Consider the following 21,524-nt stretch of genomic DNA (forward strand, 5'->3'; position numbering starts at 1 on the left):
GACCAAGGTCGCTCCTACATTAGTTGAACTAAAGATTAAAGCGCGGCGCGTACTTCGTGCACTTCGTAGATTTCGATGGTATCGCCCGCCTTGTAGTCGTTAAACCTGTCGACCTGGATACCGCATTCGGTACCGGCACGTACTTCCTTCACGTCGTCCTTCACGCGGCGCAGGGTGAGAATCTTGCTGTCGTGCAATACCTTGCTGCGGCGAAGCACCCGAGCGTTGGCTCCGTGAGATACGCGACCTTCGGTAACCAAACAACCGGCCACGAAGCCCTTGGCGATCGGGAATACAGCACGTACTTCCGCAGCGCCGATCTTATTTTCGCGGAACTCTGGATCGAGCATTTCGACCATGTCTTCGCGAACGCGATCGACGAGTTCGTAAATGATCTGGAAGGAGGAAGTCTTAACGGCCTTGTTCTTGGCAACTGCTTGAACGCCATTGTCGGAACGAACATTGAAACCGATCACTTCCGCATCTCCAGCAGCCGCCTTCTCGACGTCGCTCTTGCTGATAACACCGACTCCCTTGCCAATGATTTCGAGGGCAACTTTTTCGCTCTCGATGGAGTTGAGCGCTTGGCAAATCGCTTCCAAAGAACCGAAGGCGTCCGCCTTCACGATCACCCGCAAAGTCTTCTTCTGGGTTTTGGCAATCGCAGCAAAGAGTTTCTCCTGAGGGGTCATGCCGGCCGTCGCTTCGTCTTCCATCGCTGCGAGATCGGCCTTTATTTCGATCTCGTTCTCGGAAGCCTTGGACTTGGCAACCTTCTCGTTCTTCACGGTTTCGTACTGGTCGCCGCAATCAGGAGTGCTAGACCAACCGATGACACGAACAGGGGTCGATGGCGGAGCCACCTTCACCTGCTTGCCGTTTTCGTCGAGCATAGCCTTGACCTTCGTAGAAGCCGCGCCGCAGACGAGGGCATCGCCTACCTTTAGGGTACCGGCTTGAACGATGATTGTAGCAGTCGGACCACGGCCGACTTCGATCGACGCTTCGATGATGATACCGGTCGAGGGCTTCTTTGGATTGGCTTGCAGTTCGAGAACTTCTGCCTGCAAGAGAACCATGTCGAGGAGGTCTTCAACCCCTGTTCCGTTGATAGCGGAACACTCGACGCAAATGGTCTGGCCGCCCCAGTCTTCCGAGGCGATGCCGCGTTCCTGCATCTGCTGCTTCACGCGCTCGACGTTGGCACCCTTCGTATCGATCTTGTTGATCGCTACGATTGGCTGTACGCCAGACTTCTGGATAAATTTAAGGGCTTCGTCCGTCTGCGGCTTGAAACCGTCGTCTGCCGCTACAACTAAGATAGCGATGTCTGTAACGTCCGCACCGCGAGCACGCATGCTGTTGAAGGCTTCGTGGCCAGGAGTATCGAGGAAGGTGATCTTGTGATCGTTGTGCTCGATTTGGTAGGCACCGATATGCTGAGTAATGCCGCCAGCTTCGCTCTTAGTGACGTTGGCTTTGCGGATGTAGTCGAGCAGAGAGGTCTTTCCGTGGTCGACATGGCCCATGATACAGACGACAGGAGGACGATGCTCGAGCTCCTCTTTCTCGTCAACGGGAGCTGCTGCTTGCTTTTTCTTGGCCTTGTTGCCTTCGCCGCGGTGACGGATTTCCAACAGGAAGCCGTGCTTGGCCGCGAGAGTGCTAGCGACGTCCTCTTCGAGGCTCTGGTTAACAGAGGCAAATATGCCCATTTCCATGAGCTCAGAGATGAGCTTGAAGGGCTTTACGCCAATTTCCTTGGCGAAGTCCCGCACCACGATAGGTGGCTTTAAGGTGATTTGCTTGATTTCGTCCGGGTCTCCGGCGGGGGCAGCAGCTTCGCCAGCCTTCGCTTCCGATGGAGGTGACATAGCGCCTGGACCAGCCGGAGCTGGAGGCTTTGGCGGTCCTCCCACGCTCGGCGGAGCGGGTGGCGCCTTGGGAGCGGGAGCTGCAGGAGCTGCAGGTCGAGCCGTTTGGGGCGCCTTATTTCCTGGAACAGGAGGTGGAGTAGCAGATGGAGCCGGGCGCACCCCCGGATTCGTAGCCGGTGGAGATACGGAATTCGGCGCGGCAGGAGCAGGCTTGCTAGCCGACGGCGGTGCGACAGGAGCCGGTCCAGATGGAGGAGCCATAGGGGGCGGGCCCGCAGGACGCGGCGACGGTGGAGCCACCGGTGCAGGTGCCGCAGGGGGCGGAGGCGGAGCCACTGGCTTAGGAGCGGCCGCAGCAGCTGCCGCTTTTTTGGCTTCATCCTTTTGACGAGCAATATCCTCAGGACTGCGTACAAAGGACGCTAGGTCCGGTGCTGAAGGCGGCTCGGGCGCAGCAGGCTCTTTTGTTTCCGGCTCGGAGGCAGCCTCGTCTGAAACGCTTTCGCTTGCAGAGGTTTTATTGGCGAATTCCTCGCGGAGGGATTCGGCGGAGATGTTGTCGACCGTACTGGACGCGCTCTTAACCTCGAAGCCGCGCTCGCGCAGCAGGTCGATTAGCTCGCTGTTTTCCAGACCGATTTCTTTAGACAACTGGTAGATTCTAACGCTCATGCAGGGAAATGTGTGTCGCTGTAAAAAATGAGTAGTAAACGGAGGCGGTATTCTAGTCTACGCCTTTTAGGAGGATATGTTCTGCGACTGTAGGAACTGAGTCACCTTAGCTAGGATATCGGCCGCTTCTTCAGCGGAGAATCCCATTTCAGCCAAGTCCTCTACCTCTACGTCGAGGAAGAGCTCAGGGCTGATCAAACCATTGTTAACAAGACGCTCCGCAGTCGCAGCGTCGATACCCTCGATCTGGTTGAGGCCTTCGGCAGCTTCGGCTTGTTTGGTCTCCATCGTGACCACCTTCACCTCTTCCTTCATGATGTCGATTTTCCAACCAACCAACTTGGAAGTGAGGCGGGCGTTCTGTCCCTTACGCCCAATCGCGATGGCGAGGTCATCTTCTGAAACCTCAATCGTGATACGGCGGTTGCGATCATCCATATGGATCGCACGCGGGATCGCTGGCTTGAGCGCCTCGAGCACCATTTCCTTAGGATCTTCGAAGTAACGAATGATATCGATCTTTTCGCCGCCGAGCTCGCGAACGATGCTCTTGACGCGGGCACCACGAGCTCCGACGCAAGCTCCGACTGGATCTACCTTTGGGTCCGAGGAGGTTACCGCAATCTTGGTACGGTAGCCAGGTTCGCGGGAGAATGCTTCGATCTTTACGGTACCATCGGCGATCTCCGTCACTTCGAGTTCGAAAAGGCGTAGAACAAACTTCGGGTTCGAACGAGTAAGGATGAGCTCTGGACCACGGTTGGTCGCTTCTATTTTAAGAAGGAAGCAACGAATGCGCTCGCCAGGAGAATAGTCTTCGCCAGGAACCTGATCGCGGGATGGCATCATCGCTTCGGCCTTGCCGAGATCGATGATGAGATCGCCGCGCTCGCGCCGACGGACGATACCGCTCACGATGTCACCAACCTGATCCTTGAAGTCGTCGTAAATGCGCTCCTTCTCGAATTGGCGGAGGCGCTGCATGATCGCTTGGCGAGCCGTCTGGGCCGCAATACGACCGAGGTAAGCCGGGTCGATTTCCTTTTCGAAGACGTCTCCGATGTTGAGTTCGTCGTCGACTAAACGAGCTTTCTCAAGAGAGATCTCGGTCTTAGGATCGCTTACCGAATCTACAACGTTGAGCAGTGCCCATGCGTTCATCTTACCATGACGAGGATCGATGGTGATCTTGAGTTCCTGGCCAGCGTTCACGCCCTTGGCTGCGGCGTTTTTGATAGCCGTAATAATAGCGGAGATCATGTCTTCACGACCGATCCCCTTCTCCTTTTCCATGTACTCAAGGACTGAAAGAATTTCGCTGCTCATCTTAGAAGTTGGTGCGTATTTGAAAAAAAAAGCGGGTCAATGACCCACTTTCAAAAAATAATTGAAATTGTGAAGCGGGCACTAAATTTCCCGACATTAAGAAAGTCAAGCGTGTGCTTGGAAGCGAGCCGCCCCACTGGCCCCTCTAGAAGTAGGGCTTTTGGAACCTAGCACTCCCTGCAGCCAGCCATTGCCCATCGGGGTTCGCCCACGCTCCAAAACCTGCAATAGCCGCAAGGCCTCGGCACAAGACTCCGGAGCGTTCCCCGCATTCCAATGAAACCACATCGCGAAGGCGCCACCACCCTCTACCGCCGCTAACAGCGGGAGCAAGGCATCACAAACTAGAGTGTCCGCTTTGGGACCGCCGATCTTACGAACCAACACCTCCTCGACCATAGCTTTGCGAAGTCGACTCACCCCCAGTTCTCCCCGCAATGTCCTAGTCCCCCAATCGTCATACCTTGGACCTGGTTTAATCTCAGGCAACTGATCTCTCATGGTAGCCAGCCGCCGCGGCCAGTCCCTCGCTTCTGCCACCCACGATAAATATTGCTGCAACCGCAGCTTCGGATGGTTCGCCGGCCGACAACCGCTGAGCCGCCAGCGTTCACCTCCGATTTGCATCAATTCCTCTGCGGAATGAATCCCGGACGCTAAGTCACCAAGCGAGAGCCGCTCAGCAATCATCAACATAGGAACTCGATTCCGAGCAAATCCCATGACCTCCAAGGCGCTTTGATGGCACGCCCTCGCCCAACCGAGACGTTCGATGCGCTGTGCCGCGTAATGAACCTTCATTGTCCAACGGTGCTCAGCGTGGGCGATGAGCCGTCGCTTTCGTTCCGCTAAGGAAAAATTCAATAGCTTATCCACCTCCGGTCTCAAATCCACACCAGTCGAAGCGATCAACGAGTCCTCGCCTGCGTATTCCTCCAGAGAGTACCAGAGCAACGGCAACAAAGCGACCGATGCCAGCTCCGCCCCCGACGCTGTTCGCGCCGTCGTCACCCTTTCCGAAGGAGTGTAGTAGAGAACGTGCAATACCACTCCATCGTAGGCTGGATCGCTATCGTGACCATGAGCCTTCCAGTCGGCTTGCGAAAAATGCACTTCAACGTCGCCGCGAAACTCCACTCCATCGATCCGTATCACAGCTCCTTTGAAGTCTGGCCCTTCGAGTCGATTCCACGTCCCTGGATGCTCGACCTCGATGCTGCGCGCCGATTGGTCCCGCAGGCGGGAAACGTCGAAGGCTTGTTCGAGCCATATCTTTTGCAGGACCAGTTCGCTGACTTGGTAGGGACCGTAGGGACCGTGGAATTCCTCCACGGATTGCAGATGAGTAGACTGAGGCATGGGTAACAGGGTGATTGGACGCCGAGATCCTAGGGACATCGCGCCCACGACCAAGCGTTTTCTTTCGACGCATTCTACGGGACAAAGCATTGACGCCACTCCCCCTTTCGCTGCAAATCCCACCCAATGTCCCCGAAGAACGAGCCAGATTGGGAAGTCGTCGACGAACTCCCCGGAGAAAATAAGCCTCAAGCGAAGCCGGGGCGTCTGCTCGCTGTCCTAAAGAGCAAGACACTCTGGATTGGCCTGCTGGCTGGAGCTGCCCTGGTGATCTTGGTGCCCGTCTTTCGGGTGATGGCACAAAATCTCTTGCGAGCCTGGTGGATCTGGGTCGGCCTCGCCATCTACTTTACCTGGCGCCGCATGAAGAAAAACGCTACCGCCGCCCATAGACGACGGTAGCTGAGGCAAATCCGGCACCGATGTGCCTCTACGGATCGCTACCCTCGACTTCAACTCGTCCTAATGGCTGTGCGAATGATCGTCGTGGTCGTGACCGTGGTCGCCAGCAGACGTTTCCTCTTCGTGGCAAGTACAGGCATACTCCTTGTATTTGCAGGTTGGACACGAGGACATGTTTAGCTGAAAGCGCTCGCGGTACGTTTTTCCACCGGGCTCTTCCTGAAACTGCACAACTAGCGGAATCGCCTTGCCCATCGGTAGCTTTTCCTCGGACACAAATGATTCCCCGATCTTCTCGAAGTTCGTACGAATAGGATCCATGCGATCTCCCCCGACAAGTGTTATGAGTTGCTTGGCAGGAGGAATGACTTCGCCATGGTCGCTTAAGAACGTAACCTTCACTTCTCCATCGTCCGCGACGTAGATTTCGGCATGCGGCTCGACGTTGGTCACCAGACGCCCGCCGTTGGGCGCCTCGAAGTCATGCTCGTGATCCTGAGCACTCGAGGTTGACAGACATGCCGCGTAAAACGCTGCGGCAGCGAAAAATGTATGTAAGTTTCTTTTCATATTTTCGTATTTGTTAAATGTATACAAAGAACGTCCCTAATCCGAGGCGGCTGCCTTAAGACGAATCGACTTCATTGCCGCTTTACGGCAAAAGCTTAGGAATAGAGCGGGAGTCACGCCGAGGCCCAACAGGGTGGAGCTCACAAGTCCCCCGATGATCACGATCGCCACCGGGTTCAGAATTTCCTTTCCAGGTTCGTCCGCCGCTAAGACCAAGGGAATCAAGGCCAAGCCCGCGGAAATCGCAGTCATCAAAATTGGAATCAAACGCTCCAAAGTACCGCGAACCACCATTTTGCGGGAAAACGTCTCACCTTCTTGCCTCATCAGATGTAGGTAGTGCGATATCAGCATGATATTGTTCCTTGCCGCGATTCCTGCCACCGCGATAAAACCGACCAGCGTCGCGATACTAACATTGTTTAACGTGTAGCGGGTGTAAAGGACGCTTCCAATCAGGGACATAGGAACAATCGTCAAAACGAGTACCACAAATCCAAAGCCCTTAAAATAGCTGTAGAGCAGGAATATAATGACTAATAGTACGACCGCGGAAGTGATTACGATGACGCGGCGAGCTTCTTGTTGAGCTTCGTACTCACCTTCGAAGCTGATCGTGTACCCGGTCGGCAGTTGCACCGTTTCCTTCACCTCCGCTTGCAGTTGCTCCACTACTGCATTCAAGTCGTCGATGGTAGGATTAATCGAAACAACAAAGCGACGAATGGTGTTCTCCCGCAAAATCGTGTTCGGCCCAGTGGCCTGCCTGATCTCTGCGACGTAGCTGAGCGGAATGCGTTGTCCGCTCTTAGTATCGATGTAAAGATTCGCTAAGCGGCTCGGTGACTCGCGCCATTCCAGCGGCAGCCGGACCACCAAGTCGTAGACGCGCTGTCCTTCGTAGATTTCCGCCACACTGTCCCCGCCCATGAGCGAAGCAAGCTGCTGGTTAAGCTCTCCAGGCGTCACTCCATAAGCTAAGGCTCGTTTACGATCGACCTCAATACGGAGCTGAGGAATGGGCGCTTGCTGTTCGATGCGGGCTTCTTCTAGACCGGGAATCTCACGAGCGATTCCAGCTATCTCCGTCCCCAAGCTTCTCAGAACCTCGAGGTCCGGCCCATAAACTTTGACCGCGATTTTTGCCGAAACGCCGCTCAGCATATGGCCGATTCGATCCGCCAAGGGACCGCTCATCGCGCTAAACGTCCCTGGAATACCTTTCATCTTCGCTCGCAAGTCCGCCATGATCTCGCCTCGCGGCCGCCCGAATCCCTCGCGAAATTCCACATCGAACTCCACCGTAGATACCGGTACCACATGGTCGCCTTTCTCTGCACGTCCCACCCGATAGCCAACCGTCTTCACCTCCGGAACCTGCAGCAGTAAGTCCTGCGCGGTCAGAGCCAGCTCAGTCGTTTGCTTGAGAGATGTGCCGGGAGCTGTCGTAGTCGCAATGACTACCGTCGGTTCACGAAACGGCGGCAGAAAATTCCCGCCCATTTGCGTAAAGGAGGCATAGGCGAAGTAAAGCAGCCCTCCCGTGAGTAGAACAACCACCAGCGGCTGCCTGAGCGCGAAACGCAACCAAGTGTACTCAAAAAACGACTTCAACCCTCTCGCGACTGGGCCGTCGCGGTGAGCCTTGCCCGGCTTCGGCTTAAGCAAGTAGGAACTCAACACAGGGATCACCGTCAGCGAGACGATAAACGAAGCAGCCATACTCACCATAGTGGCGATGGCAATCGGCGAAAACAACCGTCCCTCTACCCCGCTCAAAGCAAGCAAAGGCAAGAAAACCAAGATAATCAAAACAGTCGCGTAAAGGATCGAAGACCGCACCTCAGCAGAGGCGCGAGCGATCACCTCCAACGGGGGCTTCGGTTCCTCCAACGAAGCGTTTTCTCGAAGACGTCGAAAGACGTTTTCCACATCCACGATCGCATCGTCCACCACCATCCCAATTGCGACCGCGAGGCCACCTAAGGTCATTGAATTTACGCTCAGTCCCCACAAGTCGAATACGATGACTGTGATACCCAGCGACAATGGAATTGCAGTCAGTGTAATGAGTGTGATTCGAAAATTGAGCAAAAAGAGAAAGAGAACGACCGCCACCATGATTGCTCCATCCCGCAGAGCTTCCTCTAGGTTGCCAATGGAGAGATCAATGAAGTCGGACTGCCGATAGACCGTTATCAGTCGCACGCCGTCCGGCAGAGTCTCTGAAAGCACGCCCATCGCCTCCTCTACTTCGTCGGTTAAAGCTAGGGTATCGAATCCGGGCGATTTCGTCACGCTCAAGATAACTCCTTCGTATCCACGTTTTGGAGCGTGCGGGTCGAAGTTCCCTTCCAAGTCGAGCTTTGTGCCTAGGCCGGCATCGCCTCGCATCGGCTCCGTGTCCCAGACGATATTAGCTACGTCCCGCAGTCGTATCGGACGGTCGTTCTCGTAACTCACCACCGTATCGCCAATTTCGTCCAGATCAGTCGTCATGGCCAAATTGCGGACCATAATCTCTTGTGCCGACTCGGTAAGGAATCCTCCCGTCGAATTGCGAACCGCGTTTGAGGCCGCATCGTGTATTTGTTCGAAACTTACACCGAGCGCCAGCATGCGATCTGGCAGCGGCTGGACCTGCACTTGCTTGATACCTCCGCCCATTGATAGCACTTCGGCAATCCCCGGCAGCGACTGCAGCCGACGGGCAACTGTCCAGTCGGCCAAGGTCCGCAAATCGCGGGGACTCGTTTGGCCGGTGGGATCGAACAAACCGATCAGCATGATGTTTCCCATCAATGACGCGACCGGCGTCATGTAGGGATTCACGCCTTCGGGCAAACCCTCCGCCACTCCAGTGATACGCTCCTGCACAAACTGGCGAGCCTGGTAGATGTCAGTACCCCAATCGAATTCGATGAAGATGAGCGAAAGCCCTACATCGTTGACGGAGCGTAAACGAGTCACACCCGTTACTCCCATAAGAGCGTTCTCCAGAGGGATTGTGACCAAGGTCTCCACTTCCTCCGGCGCAAAGCCCGGCGTTTCGGTGAGCAAAGTCACCGTTGGCTTCGTCAAGTCGGGCAAAACCTCGACTGGCAGCTCCGTAGTTGTCTTCACGCCCCATACCATCACCACAAGGGCGAAGGCCAAAACCAAGGGGCGTTGGGCCAAGGAAAATCTTATCAACGCGTTCAGCATGTCAGACTACTCCTTTTCCTTTTGGCGACGACCGAGGAGCTTCTGTCCGAGAAAAACGCAGAGAAGCGTGATCGCGATCGCGTAGTAGAGGAGCCAGCCCATCTCCCCTTCGTGGTGGTCATGATCGTGGGCTCCAGCGGCCTCACTTTGACGAGCCGCCTTTTGCTCGGGGGTTAGCTCTGAGCCATCCTCGTTGTGCTCGTGTCCATGCGCCGCATCGAGCGCTTCCTTGAGCGACATTCCGCTGCCGCTCCCCGCAAAAGCAAGCGAGTAGGAACCACGCGTCACGACCTCGTCGCCCGGGAAAAGACCAGCCACCACCTCCACGAATCGATCGTTTTGCTCGCCTAGAATTACGGGAGCCTTCACGAACGCGTTCGGCAGATCAAAGTCCTTCACGAATACAATTCGGTTGGTCGGGTCTCCTTGCACGGACTCGCGAGGAATGCTCATAACGAGCTCTCGCGTCTTCAACACGATAGAAAACTCGGCTCGCATGCCGGGCCGCAAACGACCTTCTGCATTATCGAGTTCGAAAATCCCCTCTACCGCTCCGGCCTGACGGTCGGCGTCGACGCCAAATCGATACAAAGTCGCTTCTATCACCTCCCCACCCAAGGCCGGGATACGGATATGGGCCTGAGAACCGATGTCCACTTGGGCCGCTTCCTGCTCGGGAATTTTTGCTACCGCCCACATCCTCGAGCGATCGGAGATGTCTAACAACTCGCTATCAGGCTCCACCGGCTGCCCAAGCCTCACATGCGAGTTGACGACCAATCCCAGCTGCGGCGCCCTCAATTCAATGGTTGGCGGAGGGTTTCCAAGCTGGCGACTTTCCACCCGAGCGAGTATTTGTCCTTCGGATACAGTATCTCCCTCAAACACATTCAAATCGACTACTCTTCCGGGGATCCGACTGGAAAGCACCGAGCGGGACTCAGGAATTTCCTCAATGCGACCTATGGAGAAGACCGTACTCTCGAAATTCCGCTCCTCTGCCTCCACAGTTTGTATACCAAGATTTCGAACGCCCGATTCATCCAAGATTATCAAGTTGGGGTCAGCCGCCGCTATGCTCAATTGCTGAGCCAATAAACAGGAGATTCCGATTAAAAAGTTACGTTTCATCTTATTTCAGTGAATTAAATATTTTTGGCGACAGCTGCTCTCCACTCGACGAGCGCTTGTTCATAGTCCCGCACCATCTCGAGGTGGGCGGACTGGATTTTGAGCCGTTGACTCTGCGAACGAAACACTTCGTTCAAGCTAACCTGACCTGCCCCGTAGGCTTCTGCCATTTCCTTGAGGTTAAGCTCTACGAGAGAAGTGATCTTCTCCTGGAACTCGAGCGACTGATGGTACAAGTGGGAAGCCTCCTCACGCATCGCTCGGGCCTTACTTCTCAAATCCAGGGATACAGCCTCCCTCATTTGCAACATCTGCTGCCGCTCGAGAAGGCTTTCCTTCAAGCGGCTCTCGTTTCGCTTCTTCAAGGGTAGAGGTATCGATACACTCACGCCCAGAAATCGTTCGTTTCCAATTCCTATCGGCTCGTCGATCGAGCGCTCCTCCCTGTATCCAAGGCCTAAAGAAATATCGTCCCAGCGACTCGCCAAAGCCAGCGACTCCCGCATGTCAGCCACTTCCAACATTAACGTTCGCAACTGGTATTCCGGATGCGTATCCAGATCTTCGAGACTAAAATCGGTAAACTCAGGAGCGGCTCGCCCAAGATCCAAGCGATGCGACAAGGTGATCCGTTCCCCCACCTCGAAACCGATCTTGGCCCGCAAATTTTCCAGCAAACGCGTACGATCGGTTTCCAAGTGCTCGATCTCCTGCTCAAGTATATAAAGCTCGATCCTCACCTGATTCGCTTCGATTGGCGACGCCTCTGCCGTTTCGATTCGCGATTCCACGAATGCGGCGAACTCCTTGTCATTCTCCACCAAAGAGTGCCGCAATCCCAGTTCCGCATCGATGTAAGCGATCTCGTTGCACAGCAACTCTACCTCCCGTGCCATCAACCGCTCTTGGTTGCGAACCTCTGCCCTAGCCAATTCGATCTCGACCTCAGCGAGATCTTGCAAGATCGACAAACGCTTGGTCACCGGAAAACGCTGCTCGAAGCCAACTCCCATCGATGTCTGCCCCTCGTCGTTCAAAACCCAATCGGACGAATAGTTAAATGTGATCTCAGGACTTGATCGCAAGCCCGCCCCGCTGCGCCGCGCCTCCGCTTGCTCGATCAGTGTACGGGCTGCCTGCAAGGTTTTATTGCCCTGCAAAGCAAGCCCCACGACTTGCAGTCGCGAGAAGGCCTGAGCTGAGCTGTTATCCCCCACTAGGGAGGCGTGAATCAAAAATGCTGATACGAAAATTACAGTAACACGGATATATCTGGACATAAAAAAACTCCTGTTTGCCTTAGCGGTTTGCCATCCCAATGGAGGGGCGGTTCACCCGACTCGACCTCGCGGTCAAGTGGAGCGCTAAAAAACAGAAGTTTTCAGAGTCTCAGAACGGTTCTCTTGATCTGCAGGTTGGTCAGCGAGTCTCCTACAGGTGGGGCTCGCGTAGCTGGCAACGTTGAGGCCAGGCCTGAATCGAAAAGCTCCGGAGAATCGAAACCAAAAAACTCCACCGAGAGGACCGGAGGAGCCGACACCCGGTCTTGGTTGGTGCTGCGGACTAAGTCCTGCAGCTCGTCTCCGCCCACTTCCACATCGATGCAGGAGTCGCAGCACTCATTGCCTGTCGCATTCAAATGTACCGTGCTGTCATGCTGGTGACAGGCCGTCTCGTGACTATCGGCCGCGTGGTCTCCACTTGACACCAAATGGGATTCGCCCGACTCATGCTCGCAGAAAAGCATGCTGCCCGAGTGCCCCGCCGCTACATTGAGAGCGAGGGCCAGAAGGCTGATCAAGATGGCGAGACGATTCATACGATACACTTAGAACGGCAGATCAGACGCAACGATTCAGGAAAAGTTCAAGAGTTTTACGTCGAAGCAGGCTGGATTCCCTTTATCGACAAGCATTTGCAAAAAGCCCACCGCAGGTGGCCTGCAACAAACCTTAGCCGAACAAGGGAAAGGGGCCCAACCTTTCACTTTCACGTTCCAGCAGATAGACAGCCCGCTCCAAGGACTCCTCCGAAAATCGAAAGTCGGGCCACGTGACCGCTACCAGCGGCGACAATGGAGACGGCTCCCCCAACCAAGTCGCCCATGCCACAATAGCATCCTCCGACTCCGCAAGGTTCATTGCAAAACGCTGCTTTTTAATTGCCTCTAACTCAGTTCGGCACTCCTCGCTCGCTCCCGCCGGTATCAAGTCGGGACGCACTCCTAGCAACAGCTTACCCATGGCCATCTTTTCGATGGCAAAGCGACGGCCCACCGGAGGAGTCACCCGGACGCGGCAATCAGGTTCCTCGCAGTGGATATGCATGAACTCCCTGCCCGATAGGCGTCCGAGAGTCGTCATCTCACCAAGGTCATCAGTGATCCGTCGCATCATCGGTCCAAAACGCTCCCGCAACAATTGGTCCGGATCTTCCATCCGCCATTCCCGAAAAGTCTGTGTCACCCTGTACCGCCGCCCCTCGCCACGAGACACTAATCCGTAATGGATCAGGCTATCCAACAACCGCAGCAGACTCGTGCGCGGCAGCCCCATCGCTCCCACCAGGTCCTGGATGCCCAGCCCCTGCCGTTCCGCGGAGAGAAGCGACAGAAGGTCGAGCCCCTTGAACAGAGATGTCGCGAGCTGGCGTGTTTCTTTTGACATGTGTCGAAGGAAGACTCTTACTCGTCCGCATTTCAAACAAATTTGTCCATTATGCTGACTCAAAAAATTGAAGACCAGATCCGCGAGAGCGGTATCATCGCCGTAATCGCGATCGATGACGCTGCGGATGCAGTGCCGATGGCCCAAGCTCTACAGAGGGGCGGCATCAGGGCTATCGAGCTGACCCTGCGTACACCAGCCGCTCTCGACTCAATCCGAGCCATTCGCGAAAGCGTTCCCGATATCCTCCTCGGAGCTGGTACGATCCTCACCAGCGACCAAGTCGACGCTGCGCTCGAAGCAGGCGCCCAATTTGGCGTAGCCCCAGGTCTCAACAGCCGCATCATCGATTACGCGGACGAGGTAGGCCTACCCTTCGCACCAGGGGTCATGACACCGAGCGATATTGAGCGGGCCCTCGAACTCGGCTGCAAAACCATGAAGCTTTTCCCTTCCGAATCGATCGGCGGCATGAAAACGCTCTCCACCATGGCAGCTCCCTACAAGCACCTCGGCATCGGATTCATTCCGCTCGGAGGCCTCAACGAGACCAATATGGCTTCCTACCTTTCCTCCCCGCTCGTAGCCGCCATCGGAGGATCTTGGCTCGCCAAGACCGATCGCATAGCAGCCCAAGACTGGGACGGAATCGAAGCCACAGCAGCCGCCGCAGTCAAAATAGCTGCCGAAGCGAAATCCTAGGAACCCAGCTGTGATTCTCGCAGTCGCACCGCCGTCGCAGGATAATTTCTCAGTACGCGATAATTGAGTGATACACGATTAACGCCTCAGTCGATGCCGACTGAGGCGTTTTTGTTTCCACTGTATCCGAAGAGATGAAGCCCGCTCCGCATGCAGCGACCAGATCGAGCCTTCCAAGTATACAGAAGTCGGGCCTTGCAAGTATACAGAAGTCGGGCCTTGCAATCCACTCCGCGAATCGTTTGATGCCGGACTTTCAAATGTCGGAGAAGTGCCAGAGTGGTCGAATGGGACTGACTCGAAATCAGTTGTGGGGGTGACTCCACCGGGGGTTCGAATCCCTCCTTCTCCGCCATGAAGACCTCCAGAAGGGATGAGAAGCCCCAAAGGGTTTCGACGGAGAGAGCGTAGCGAACGGAGACGGGACTTGCGCAGTACAGGGTGCGGATCCATTGGCGCGCCTCTCTCGTTTCTAGAGGCCCCTGAACCACTCGAGCAAGAGACACAGAAAAGCCCCTCGACCCGGCCCGAGTCCTGCTAAAGACTTTGGACTACGCTTACCCAAGATCCCTCTTTTGCTATGTCCAACCAATATCCCGAAGAATTCGACGCCATCATCCTCGGTGGTGGCTTCGCCGGCGTCTATGCCGCCCAAAAACTCTCACGTGCCTTGCGGCGCTCCGGCTCATCCGCAAGCGTAGCCCTTATCGCCGAAGAAAACCACATGGTTTTCCAGCCTATGCTTCCGGAAGTCGCCGGCGCCGCTCTCTCCCCTCGGCACGTCGTCAATCCTATCCGAAGTCTTTGTAAAGGCGTCAACGTTTTCAAGGGCCAGGTCAACTCCCTCCAGCTCGACCAGAGGAAGCTCACGCTCCACGCCGGCGACTTCGCTGGTCCCGTCAGCTTCACCTACAAGAACCTCGCTCTTTGTCTCGGCGCCAAAGTCGACCTCAGCCGCATCCCGGGAATGCAAGAACACGCTCTTCTCTTGCAAAACGTCGGTGATGCAATGCGCATCCGGGCCCATTTCATTTCGCGAATCGAGGAAGCAAACCTAACCTCGCACAAAGCTACCAAGCGCCGTCTCCTATCTTTCGTCATCGTCGGGGGCGGCTACTCGGGCGTGGAGACGGCTGGCCAACTCATCGACCTCGCCCAAGCCATCCATAAGCATTACAAGCACGTCGATTGGGCGGACTTCACCTTCACACTCGTGCACAGCAGGGACCACTTGCTTCCCACTCTGCATCGCTCGCTCGGCGAGTACACTGCAGCCCAGCTCAAACGCCGCGGTCTCGACATCTTGCTCAACAGAAGAGCCAAGGCCGTCACGGCCAACCGCGTCTACCTCGAAGACGGCAGCGGCATCGATACCAACAACATAGTCTGCACCGTCGGCAACGCTCCACATCCCCTCATACTCGGGCTGGAAAAAACGGCTCCCGCTCCCGTATCCATCGAACGGGGCCGCGTGACCACTTTGCCCGACTGCTCCATCGAAGGCATTCCTTGGCTGTGGGCGGCTGGCGATTGCTCCAGCGTGCCCCAAACCGACGGCACTCCGAGCCCGCCCACAGCTCAATTCGCCCTGAGACAGGGTGAGCTCATGGGACGCAATATGGCTCGTCGCTTGCAGGGAAAGCAAACCCGCCCCTTCACGTTCAAAGCAATCGGCGAGCTAGCGACGATCGGGCACCACAGCGCGGTAGCCGAAATCAAAGGACTTCGCTTCTCGGGAGCCTTCGCATGGTGGATGTGGAGAACGATATACCTAGGCAAGCTACCCGGCTTGGAACGCAAGCTCCGCGTCCTTTTCGATTGGACCCTAGAACTCTTTTTCCCACGCGACATCAACCTGCTCAACCCGCGGTTTAGCAAAGATATCTCGGAGACGCACCTGGAGCCCGGCGACACCCTATTCCACGCCAACGATCCCTCGTTCTCCTTCTATCTTGTCAAAAAAGGAACCATCGAGCTCCGCGATAAGGGACATTTGATCAAGACTATCGGCGAGCACGAGCACTTCGGCGAACGCGCATTGCTTGAAAACCGGCCGTACCTTTTCGAGGCGGTCGCCACCGAAGCGACCACGTTGGTCACCATCGCCAAAGACACTTTCCAGAAAATAGTCTCCGCGGACTCGAGCTTTGGACAATCCCTGCAACAGAGCGCACGCTCCTACATAAGCTCGGAAGAACTCGAGATGCTATTGAATCGACTCCCTTCCGATCAACTGGACAAGCCCGTTAGCGACTACATGAGCTCCAAGCTCTCCAGCGTGCCGGCAACAGCCACCATCGAGGACGCATTAGCTTTGTTCTCCCAATCTTCCCGCAACTACCTGCCGGTCATCGAGGCAGACGGCTCCTGCCAGGGCGCCATACAAAAAGAACCGATCTACATGCGGATGCTGACCACGAAGCTCGACCGTCAAGAAATCGTGGCGACCCTCCCAAAGATCAGCCTGCCTCTCATCTCCGCGACCGCGACGCTCCGTCAAGCGCTCACACTCATGACCCGCTCAAACGCGAGCAAGGCAATCGTGATAGATAGCGGGAACGTCCCCTGCGGCATGATCGCCATCATCGATTTGCTCGAGACTATTCACTGAAACCGCGTCGAGGCGCATAGGACAACCCCCTGATGCAAATCGCAACAGAGGCAGCCTTCCCTTTGATCGCTGCCATTGCTGAAATGTGGGCCCTCGGCCGGGGCGCGTCGTCATCTTTCCGAAAAGACGCTGTAGGTGATCCAGATAATTAGCAGTCTTTGACTGTTCATCACCCCATGCCTGAGGCTCGGTAGAGAGAGAAGCTGGGAAAATAGACCGCGCAGGTGACTCTCTTAAGCTCCTAGAAGCCTTCTTCGCTTACCTTAACAAAGTGAAAGCTCCGGAGAAAACGAGCCCGCACCCACCTCCAATTTGTTGGGAATCCACGGCATTTCCAGCCCGTACCGGCCAGCGAAAATCGTATCTGGGGACTTTTCCAAATCACATTAGGGAGCCCCCCCCCCCCCTTACCCGATAGATTTCTCTCTTTTGTCATATCGTAAAAAGACCTAGCGATCTTGCGAGACGCATGCCCAACGAGCCATTCAAGACGTCGTCCAGGAAATTCGAAGCCAGGTTAAAACCGTCACCGCAGACACTCGGTCAGCCGGTGAAAAAGCGAAGGAGGAAGTGGAGAAAGCGCAGACGATCACCAGCGAACCCGGAAGCATATCGAACAATTTCAACCAAATCCTAGAAGCTGCTCGCTATGTATCAGAGTGTACCCGCGGGACAAATGACGGAGCATTGGAGCACCTACGCAAGGCAGAGGAAATCGCCAGCGCCGCCGAGCTGGCAAACGCCTCGGTCGAGCAATCGTCAACCGCTGTCTCTGAGCGAAGCAAGGCGTTCCGCGACATGGCGTACTCGGTAGCGATCATGGTGAAACTAGCCGAAACGATCAACGGTACTCGCAACGCGAAGAAAGTCGCAAGCGAGCTATCGAAATCTGCAGAATCCATGTCGTCCAACGTCGAGGAGATTCACCCGTCTGCCTCCCATATTTCCGTAGCCATCTCAGAAATCAACTATGCCATTCTCCGCCAGTCTCACGCAGCAAAAGACTCCATGGAGACCAGAGATCAACTCGAGGGACAGGCGGAGGTGGACTCTAGAGGCGCTGATACACGCCTATTTGGCGAGGCACTTGGCAGAATTCTTCAAAATGCCCTAGAAAACTCTTAGAGAAACGTGAGGGTTAAGGCGGCACAATTTCAAGACTACACCCCTGTTTGTGTGTGCGATACTGGATACGGTATTTCAGAACGTGACTTCGCCACGATTTTCCTACCCTACCCTCACAGCAGCTCTCTAGACTCAAAGCAGGGCCTAGGACTCGGACTTCTCACTGCACGCCGCTGCATAGAATTGCACGGAGTGCGTATAGAAGTTCAATCGACCTTGGGCCAAGGATCAACCTTCACCCTACTAACGCCCTCGAGCCAGACTCAATGGGCGTTTGAGCCAAATCTCTAATCCGAGGTTAGCCGCAAAACGGAATTAAGCTTGGAGAATGCGCGTACGAGCCTCGGCGACTGAAACGCGGGGCAGTTTAAAAAAAGCGGCTCCCTGAACAGGGAGCCGCAAAAACTGTTTTCAAGTTGGGAGAGAGAATTACTCCTCGCCGATTTGATAACGAACGAAGCGACGGATTTTCATGTTCTCACCGAGCTTAGAGATTTGCTCCGTGAGAACGTCCTGAACGGTCTTGCTGTCGTCCTTGACGAAAGGCTGGTCGAGCAAGCAGACGGTTGAGTAGTACTTGTTGAGCTTCCCTTCAATGATCTTTTGAACAGCGGCTGCAGGCTTACCCTCAGCTTGGGAAGCAGCTACCTCGCGCTCCTTCTCGACGAGGTCAGCAGGAACTTCTTCGCGGCTTACACATACAGGGTTAAGAGCAGCAATGTGAAGTGAAACGTCCTTTACGAAGGTCTTGAAATCGTCGTTCTTGGCAACGAAGTCAGTCTCGCAGTTCACTTCGATAAGTACGCCAACCTTACCACCAAGGTGGATGTAAGAGTCGATAAGACCTTCGGAAGTAGCACGGCCTGACTTCTTGTCGGCAGATGCGATGCCCTTCTTGCGAAGGATTGTCGCTGCTGCGTCGAGATCGCCGTTGGCTTCGGTCAAAGCCTTCTTGCAGTCCATGAGACCTGCACCGGTCTGGCCACGGAGTTCGCCTACTAGTTTCGCGGATATTTGTACGCTCATTTGCTTTATAGAAATGTGTTGAGTGGAGAGTGGTTGAGTAGAAACGAAAAAGGCGTTGCCGAAACAACGCCTCTTGCAGAGTCGTTCTTAGCCTTCGGACTTCTTTTCTTCCTCGGCAACAGGAGCAGCCTCTTCGCGCTTTGGAGCAGCGACAGGAGCTTCTTCTTCAGCCTTAGGTGCGGCAACGGGAGCCTCAGCCTTAGGAGCTGCGACTGGCTCTTCCGCCTTAGGAGCTGCGACTGGTTCCTCGTCGGCTTGAACAGGCGCTGCCACAGGTTCTTCAGCGGCCGCAACAGATTCAGCAGCAGCAGCATTTGCATCGCCGCCCTTGCCTTGGTTCATGCGGCTAGCACGCTTCGCGCGCCCAGACTCGACCGCTTCAGCGATCGCTTCGAGGATAATGCGGATCGACTTAACAGCGTCGTCGTTGCCTGGGATTGCGTAGTCAACGGTCGATGGATCGGAATTGGTATCTACGATCGCAGCGACAGGGACCTTCACGCGGCGAGCTTCAGCAACCGCGATGTCTTCATAGTTCACGTCGACCACGAACATGGCAGCTGGAAGCTTGTCCATCTTCACGATACCTTCGAAATTACGGTTCATACGCGACATCTCACGACGGATCGCGGAGCCTTCCTTCTTGGGAAGCTTTGCGAGGGAGCCGTCTGCTTCCATCGCCATGTACTTCTTGTACTTAGTGATCGAAGTTGTGATGGTCTGCCAGTTGGTGAGCGTGCCACCCATCCAGCGGTTTACGCAGAAAGGCATGCCAGTGTTGGCAGCAGTTTCGCGAACGATTTCCTGAGCTTGACGCTTGGTACCGACGAGGAGAATTTCGCCTCCCTTGGAGACAACGTCCTCAACGAAATCGTAAGCCTTCTTCAGACCTTCGTAGGTCTTAGCGAGGTCGATAACGGAGATACCTTGGCGGTGGTCGAACACGAAGCCCTTGGACTTCGGGTTCCAACGCTTAACTTGGTGGCCGAAGTGTACTCCAGCGTCGAGAAGGTCAGTTAGTTCAATATTCATATAGCTTAAAACACCCCTGCTTGGCTGGGGCGCAGGCCGCTCGAGAGCTACCTTACGTTACGGTTTTGGTTATGGTTTTTCAGGTTCCCAGAATGGGAAAAGCGAGAACGGTAGCCCTCCCCCTCTCCTTGGCAAGGAGTAATTTTAGACAATTCCGCAGAAAGATTTGAAAAGGCGTTGACAGATGAAAAATCTTATCCCTTTCTCCGCATCTTCCGACACACCAGAGCGGAGATTTACAGTTTAAATACTGCAGTTGCAGGGTGGAGCAGTCTGGTAGCTCGTCAGGCTCATAACCTGAAGGTCGTTGGTTCAAATCCAACCCCTGCACCCATGAAGGCCCAAGGATTAACCCCTTGGGCCTTCTTCCGTTTTAGCTGCCAGACAGCAACTTACACGAGTGCTTCCCACCTGAATCGGTTTCTTTGATCACGCCGAGGGTTACCCCGAACGTTTGAAACATTCTGAAATTTCAGCGAATTGACAGAACACAAGCCCCAGTTTTGGCCCCAGTTAATTACGCTTCAGTTAACCAGTATGCCCTTGAAAATCTCGTTCAGATCATTCGATCCGACGCCTGATCGCCCCAAAACAGGAGCCAAGGCAGTGACTTCATCCTTCTTCTGACTATCGAAAGCCTTAACTCCCTCCCCTAATCTTCGATCTATGCTCCGCAATCTGCTTGCGTCCCTCAATATTTTGAACGGCTTGCGAAGTCGACCCTTGCCCCAACCTTATCAAGAATCGTCACTTAATCTCCCCATTAGGCAACGCCGGCGGACAGGCTCACTACTTCCTCACCATTGATTCCCAATCCAATGGAATTCTCCCAATTGATAAGTCCCTTTCAAATCGATGCGAACAGGTACACAGAAACAAACCAACTTACGACTCCGATTAACAACTAACTACTTGCCTCACTGGACCACCGGGATTCGAAATCGATACGGCTAATCCTTAATATTCTGAACCAAAGACACTTACGTTGTTCATCAAGCAGTTAAAGATAAAGGCCAATGCAGTAGAATGCAAGAAGATGAGAAAACCAGCACCCTCTCTGACAGGAATATGTCAGGAATATTTGCCTTCTCGTACAGTAACGCAATCGCCCTTGCCACCTCCATAAACACCCATGCCAGATTGCGAGCAAACAGGCACCTCCCCATAAGATCCCATTTCTGGCCTATAGTCAGAAGGAGTAAGTGTCTGGATTTTTTCGCCAAAAGGTAGCTGCACTTTCAGGCAGCAGCTTGTTCACAATTTGGCTACTGATTAATCGTATCTAAATAGCAACAAGCACCGCTGCTTTAGATGAACTTATCCTTGTTTACTTCAGCCAGCAGCATCATCTCCAGATAGACTCGGCTGTCCGACTAGGACTTCGAAGCGACGTATCGCAATCTGCCGCGGATGAGCATCAACGAATTCTTGCCGTCGTGGAAGCAGCTTACAACTTGCCTTCGCCGGCGGATCTCATTCAATATCCTTTCCAGCACGTTGTTAGTTCGTATGTTACGATAATGCTTCCTCGGGAAACGACAGTAGGTGACGTTCCTTGATATGTCTTGGCAAAGAACCGCACATACGGCGGACAGTTTCATCGACCCGAAAGCATCAGCCACCTCCATCGCCTTTTGAGTGACCTCCTCAGCGGACGAATGGGCTTGGATCACCTTATGGCATCGCAGCGGATTTGGAAGAGACACCTCAAACTTTTCGGACATTATCCGGCCATTCAGGATAGGAAAGTAACGTAATGGGTCGCTTTTAGCATGAATTAGCCAATTTTCTGGAACTCGTAAACGGGAGAGAGCCCACCGC

At 54.7% G+C, this 21,524-nt stretch carries 17 protein-coding genes and 2 tRNA genes; 7 read left to right on the plus strand and 12 right to left on the minus strand.

The genetic code is table 11. The annotated features are described in order from the left end of the window. Positions 1 to 35: 35 nt before the first annotated feature. The 3 genes from infB to QEH53_RS01140 all read right to left on the minus strand — a co-directional run bounded on the left by infB (position 36) and on the right by QEH53_RS01140 (position 5,234). Positions 36 to 2,549 (minus strand): translation initiation factor IF-2, encoded by a 2,514-nt coding sequence (gene infB / locus QEH53_RS01130; RefSeq protein ID WP_309021277.1) that lies wholly within the window; start codon positions 2,547 to 2,549, stop codon positions 36 to 38. Positions 2,550 to 2,615: 66 nt separating this feature from the next. Continuing rightward, positions 2,616 to 3,875, minus strand: coding sequence for a transcription termination factor NusA (gene nusA / locus QEH53_RS01135; RefSeq protein WP_309021278.1), 1,260 nt, complete (start codon positions 3,873 to 3,875; stop codon positions 2,616 to 2,618). 105 nt (positions 3,876 to 3,980) lie between these two features. Further along, positions 3,981 to 5,234, minus strand: a complete 1,254-nt coding sequence (locus QEH53_RS01140) for a DUF2851 family protein (protein ID WP_309021279.1) — start codon at positions 5,232 to 5,234, stop codon at positions 3,981 to 3,983. Between the two features lie 126 nt (positions 5,235 to 5,360). Here QEH53_RS01140 and QEH53_RS01145 point away from each other — a divergent pair, with 126 nt between their 5' ends. Further along, complete coding sequence (locus tag QEH53_RS01145; RefSeq protein WP_309021280.1) at positions 5,361 to 5,636, plus strand: hypothetical protein; 276 nt, start codon at positions 5,361 to 5,363, stop codon at positions 5,634 to 5,636. Positions 5,637 to 5,696: 60 nt separating this feature from the next. Here the strand turns inward: QEH53_RS01145 and QEH53_RS01150 are convergent, their stop codons facing one another. From QEH53_RS01150 to QEH53_RS01175, 6 genes are all read right to left on the minus strand, one after another. Beyond that, on the minus strand, positions 5,697 to 6,206 hold the full coding sequence (locus QEH53_RS01150; RefSeq protein WP_309021281.1) for a hypothetical protein: 510 nt from the start codon (positions 6,204 to 6,206) through the stop codon (positions 5,697 to 5,699). 36 nt (positions 6,207 to 6,242) lie between these two features. Next, positions 6,243 to 9,410, minus strand: a complete 3,168-nt coding sequence (locus tag QEH53_RS01155; RefSeq protein ID WP_309021282.1) for an efflux RND transporter permease subunit — start codon at positions 9,408 to 9,410, stop codon at positions 6,243 to 6,245. 6 nt (positions 9,411 to 9,416) lie between these two features. Further along, positions 9,417 to 10,541 carry an efflux RND transporter periplasmic adaptor subunit gene (locus QEH53_RS01160; RefSeq protein ID WP_309021283.1) on the minus strand — a complete coding sequence of 375 codons (1,125 nt, stop codon included), beginning with the start codon at positions 10,539 to 10,541 and terminating at the stop codon, positions 9,417 to 9,419. A gap of 14 nt (positions 10,542 to 10,555) precedes the next feature. Then, positions 10,556 to 11,821: a TolC family protein gene (locus tag QEH53_RS01165; RefSeq protein ID WP_309021284.1), complete on the minus strand. Its 1,266-nt coding sequence runs from the start codon at positions 11,819 to 11,821 to the stop codon at positions 10,556 to 10,558. 101 nt (positions 11,822 to 11,922) lie between these two features. Then, a complete protein-coding gene (locus QEH53_RS01170; RefSeq protein WP_309021285.1) occupies positions 11,923 to 12,360 on the minus strand; it encodes a hypothetical protein in 438 nt (145 codons plus the stop codon). A gap of 133 nt (positions 12,361 to 12,493) precedes the next feature. Further along, positions 12,494 to 13,207, minus strand: coding sequence for a helix-turn-helix domain-containing protein (locus QEH53_RS01175; RefSeq protein ID WP_309021286.1), 714 nt, complete (start codon positions 13,205 to 13,207; stop codon positions 12,494 to 12,496). A gap of 51 nt (positions 13,208 to 13,258) precedes the next feature. Here QEH53_RS01175 and QEH53_RS01180 point away from each other — a divergent pair, with 51 nt between their 5' ends. The 5 genes from QEH53_RS01180 (at position 13,259) to QEH53_RS24315 (ending at position 17,936) form a co-directional block, all read left to right on the plus strand. Then, positions 13,259 to 13,909, plus strand: coding sequence for a bifunctional 4-hydroxy-2-oxoglutarate aldolase/2-dehydro-3-deoxy-phosphogluconate aldolase (locus QEH53_RS01180; protein WP_309021287.1), 651 nt, complete (start codon positions 13,259 to 13,261; stop codon positions 13,907 to 13,909). A 265-nt stretch (positions 13,910 to 14,174) separates the two neighbouring features. Continuing rightward, a tRNA-Ser gene (locus tag QEH53_RS01185) sits at positions 14,175 to 14,264 on the plus strand. A 225-nt stretch (positions 14,265 to 14,489) separates the two neighbouring features. Then, complete coding sequence (locus tag QEH53_RS01190; RefSeq protein ID WP_309021289.1) at positions 14,490 to 16,520, plus strand: FAD-dependent oxidoreductase; 2,031 nt, start codon at positions 14,490 to 14,492, stop codon at positions 16,518 to 16,520. Between the two features lie 570 nt (positions 16,521 to 17,090). Beyond that, complete coding sequence (locus QEH53_RS01195; RefSeq protein ID WP_309021290.1) at positions 17,091 to 17,645, plus strand: hypothetical protein; 555 nt, start codon at positions 17,091 to 17,093, stop codon at positions 17,643 to 17,645. Between the two features lie 6 nt (positions 17,646 to 17,651). Beyond that, complete coding sequence (locus QEH53_RS24315; RefSeq protein WP_369426394.1) at positions 17,652 to 17,936, plus strand: sensor histidine kinase; 285 nt, start codon at positions 17,652 to 17,654, stop codon at positions 17,934 to 17,936. Positions 17,937 to 18,074: 138 nt separating this feature from the next. Here the strand turns inward: QEH53_RS24315 and tsf are convergent, their stop codons facing one another. Continuing rightward, positions 18,075 to 18,671: a translation elongation factor Ts gene (gene tsf, locus QEH53_RS01200; protein WP_309021291.1), complete on the minus strand. Its 597-nt coding sequence runs from the start codon at positions 18,669 to 18,671 to the stop codon at positions 18,075 to 18,077. An 87-nt stretch (positions 18,672 to 18,758) separates the two neighbouring features. Next, positions 18,759 to 19,703: a 30S ribosomal protein S2 gene (gene rpsB / locus QEH53_RS01205; protein WP_309021292.1), complete on the minus strand. Its 945-nt coding sequence runs from the start codon at positions 19,701 to 19,703 to the stop codon at positions 18,759 to 18,761. Positions 19,704 to 19,960: 257 nt separating this feature from the next. Between rpsB and QEH53_RS01210 the strand changes: the two genes are divergently transcribed. Further along, positions 19,961 to 20,037 (plus strand) — tRNA-Met (locus QEH53_RS01210). Between the two features lie 1,039 nt (positions 20,038 to 21,076). Here the strand turns inward: QEH53_RS01210 and QEH53_RS24320 are convergent. Further along, positions 21,077 to 21,427, minus strand: a complete 351-nt coding sequence (locus QEH53_RS24320; RefSeq protein WP_369426395.1) for a transposase — start codon at positions 21,425 to 21,427, stop codon at positions 21,077 to 21,079. Positions 21,428 to 21,524: the final 97 nt, after the last annotated feature.

It is taken from the genome of Pelagicoccus sp. SDUM812002, assembly GCF_031127835.1.
In the GTDB taxonomy this organism is placed as follows: domain Bacteria; phylum Verrucomicrobiota; class Verrucomicrobiia; order Opitutales; family Opitutaceae; genus Pelagicoccus.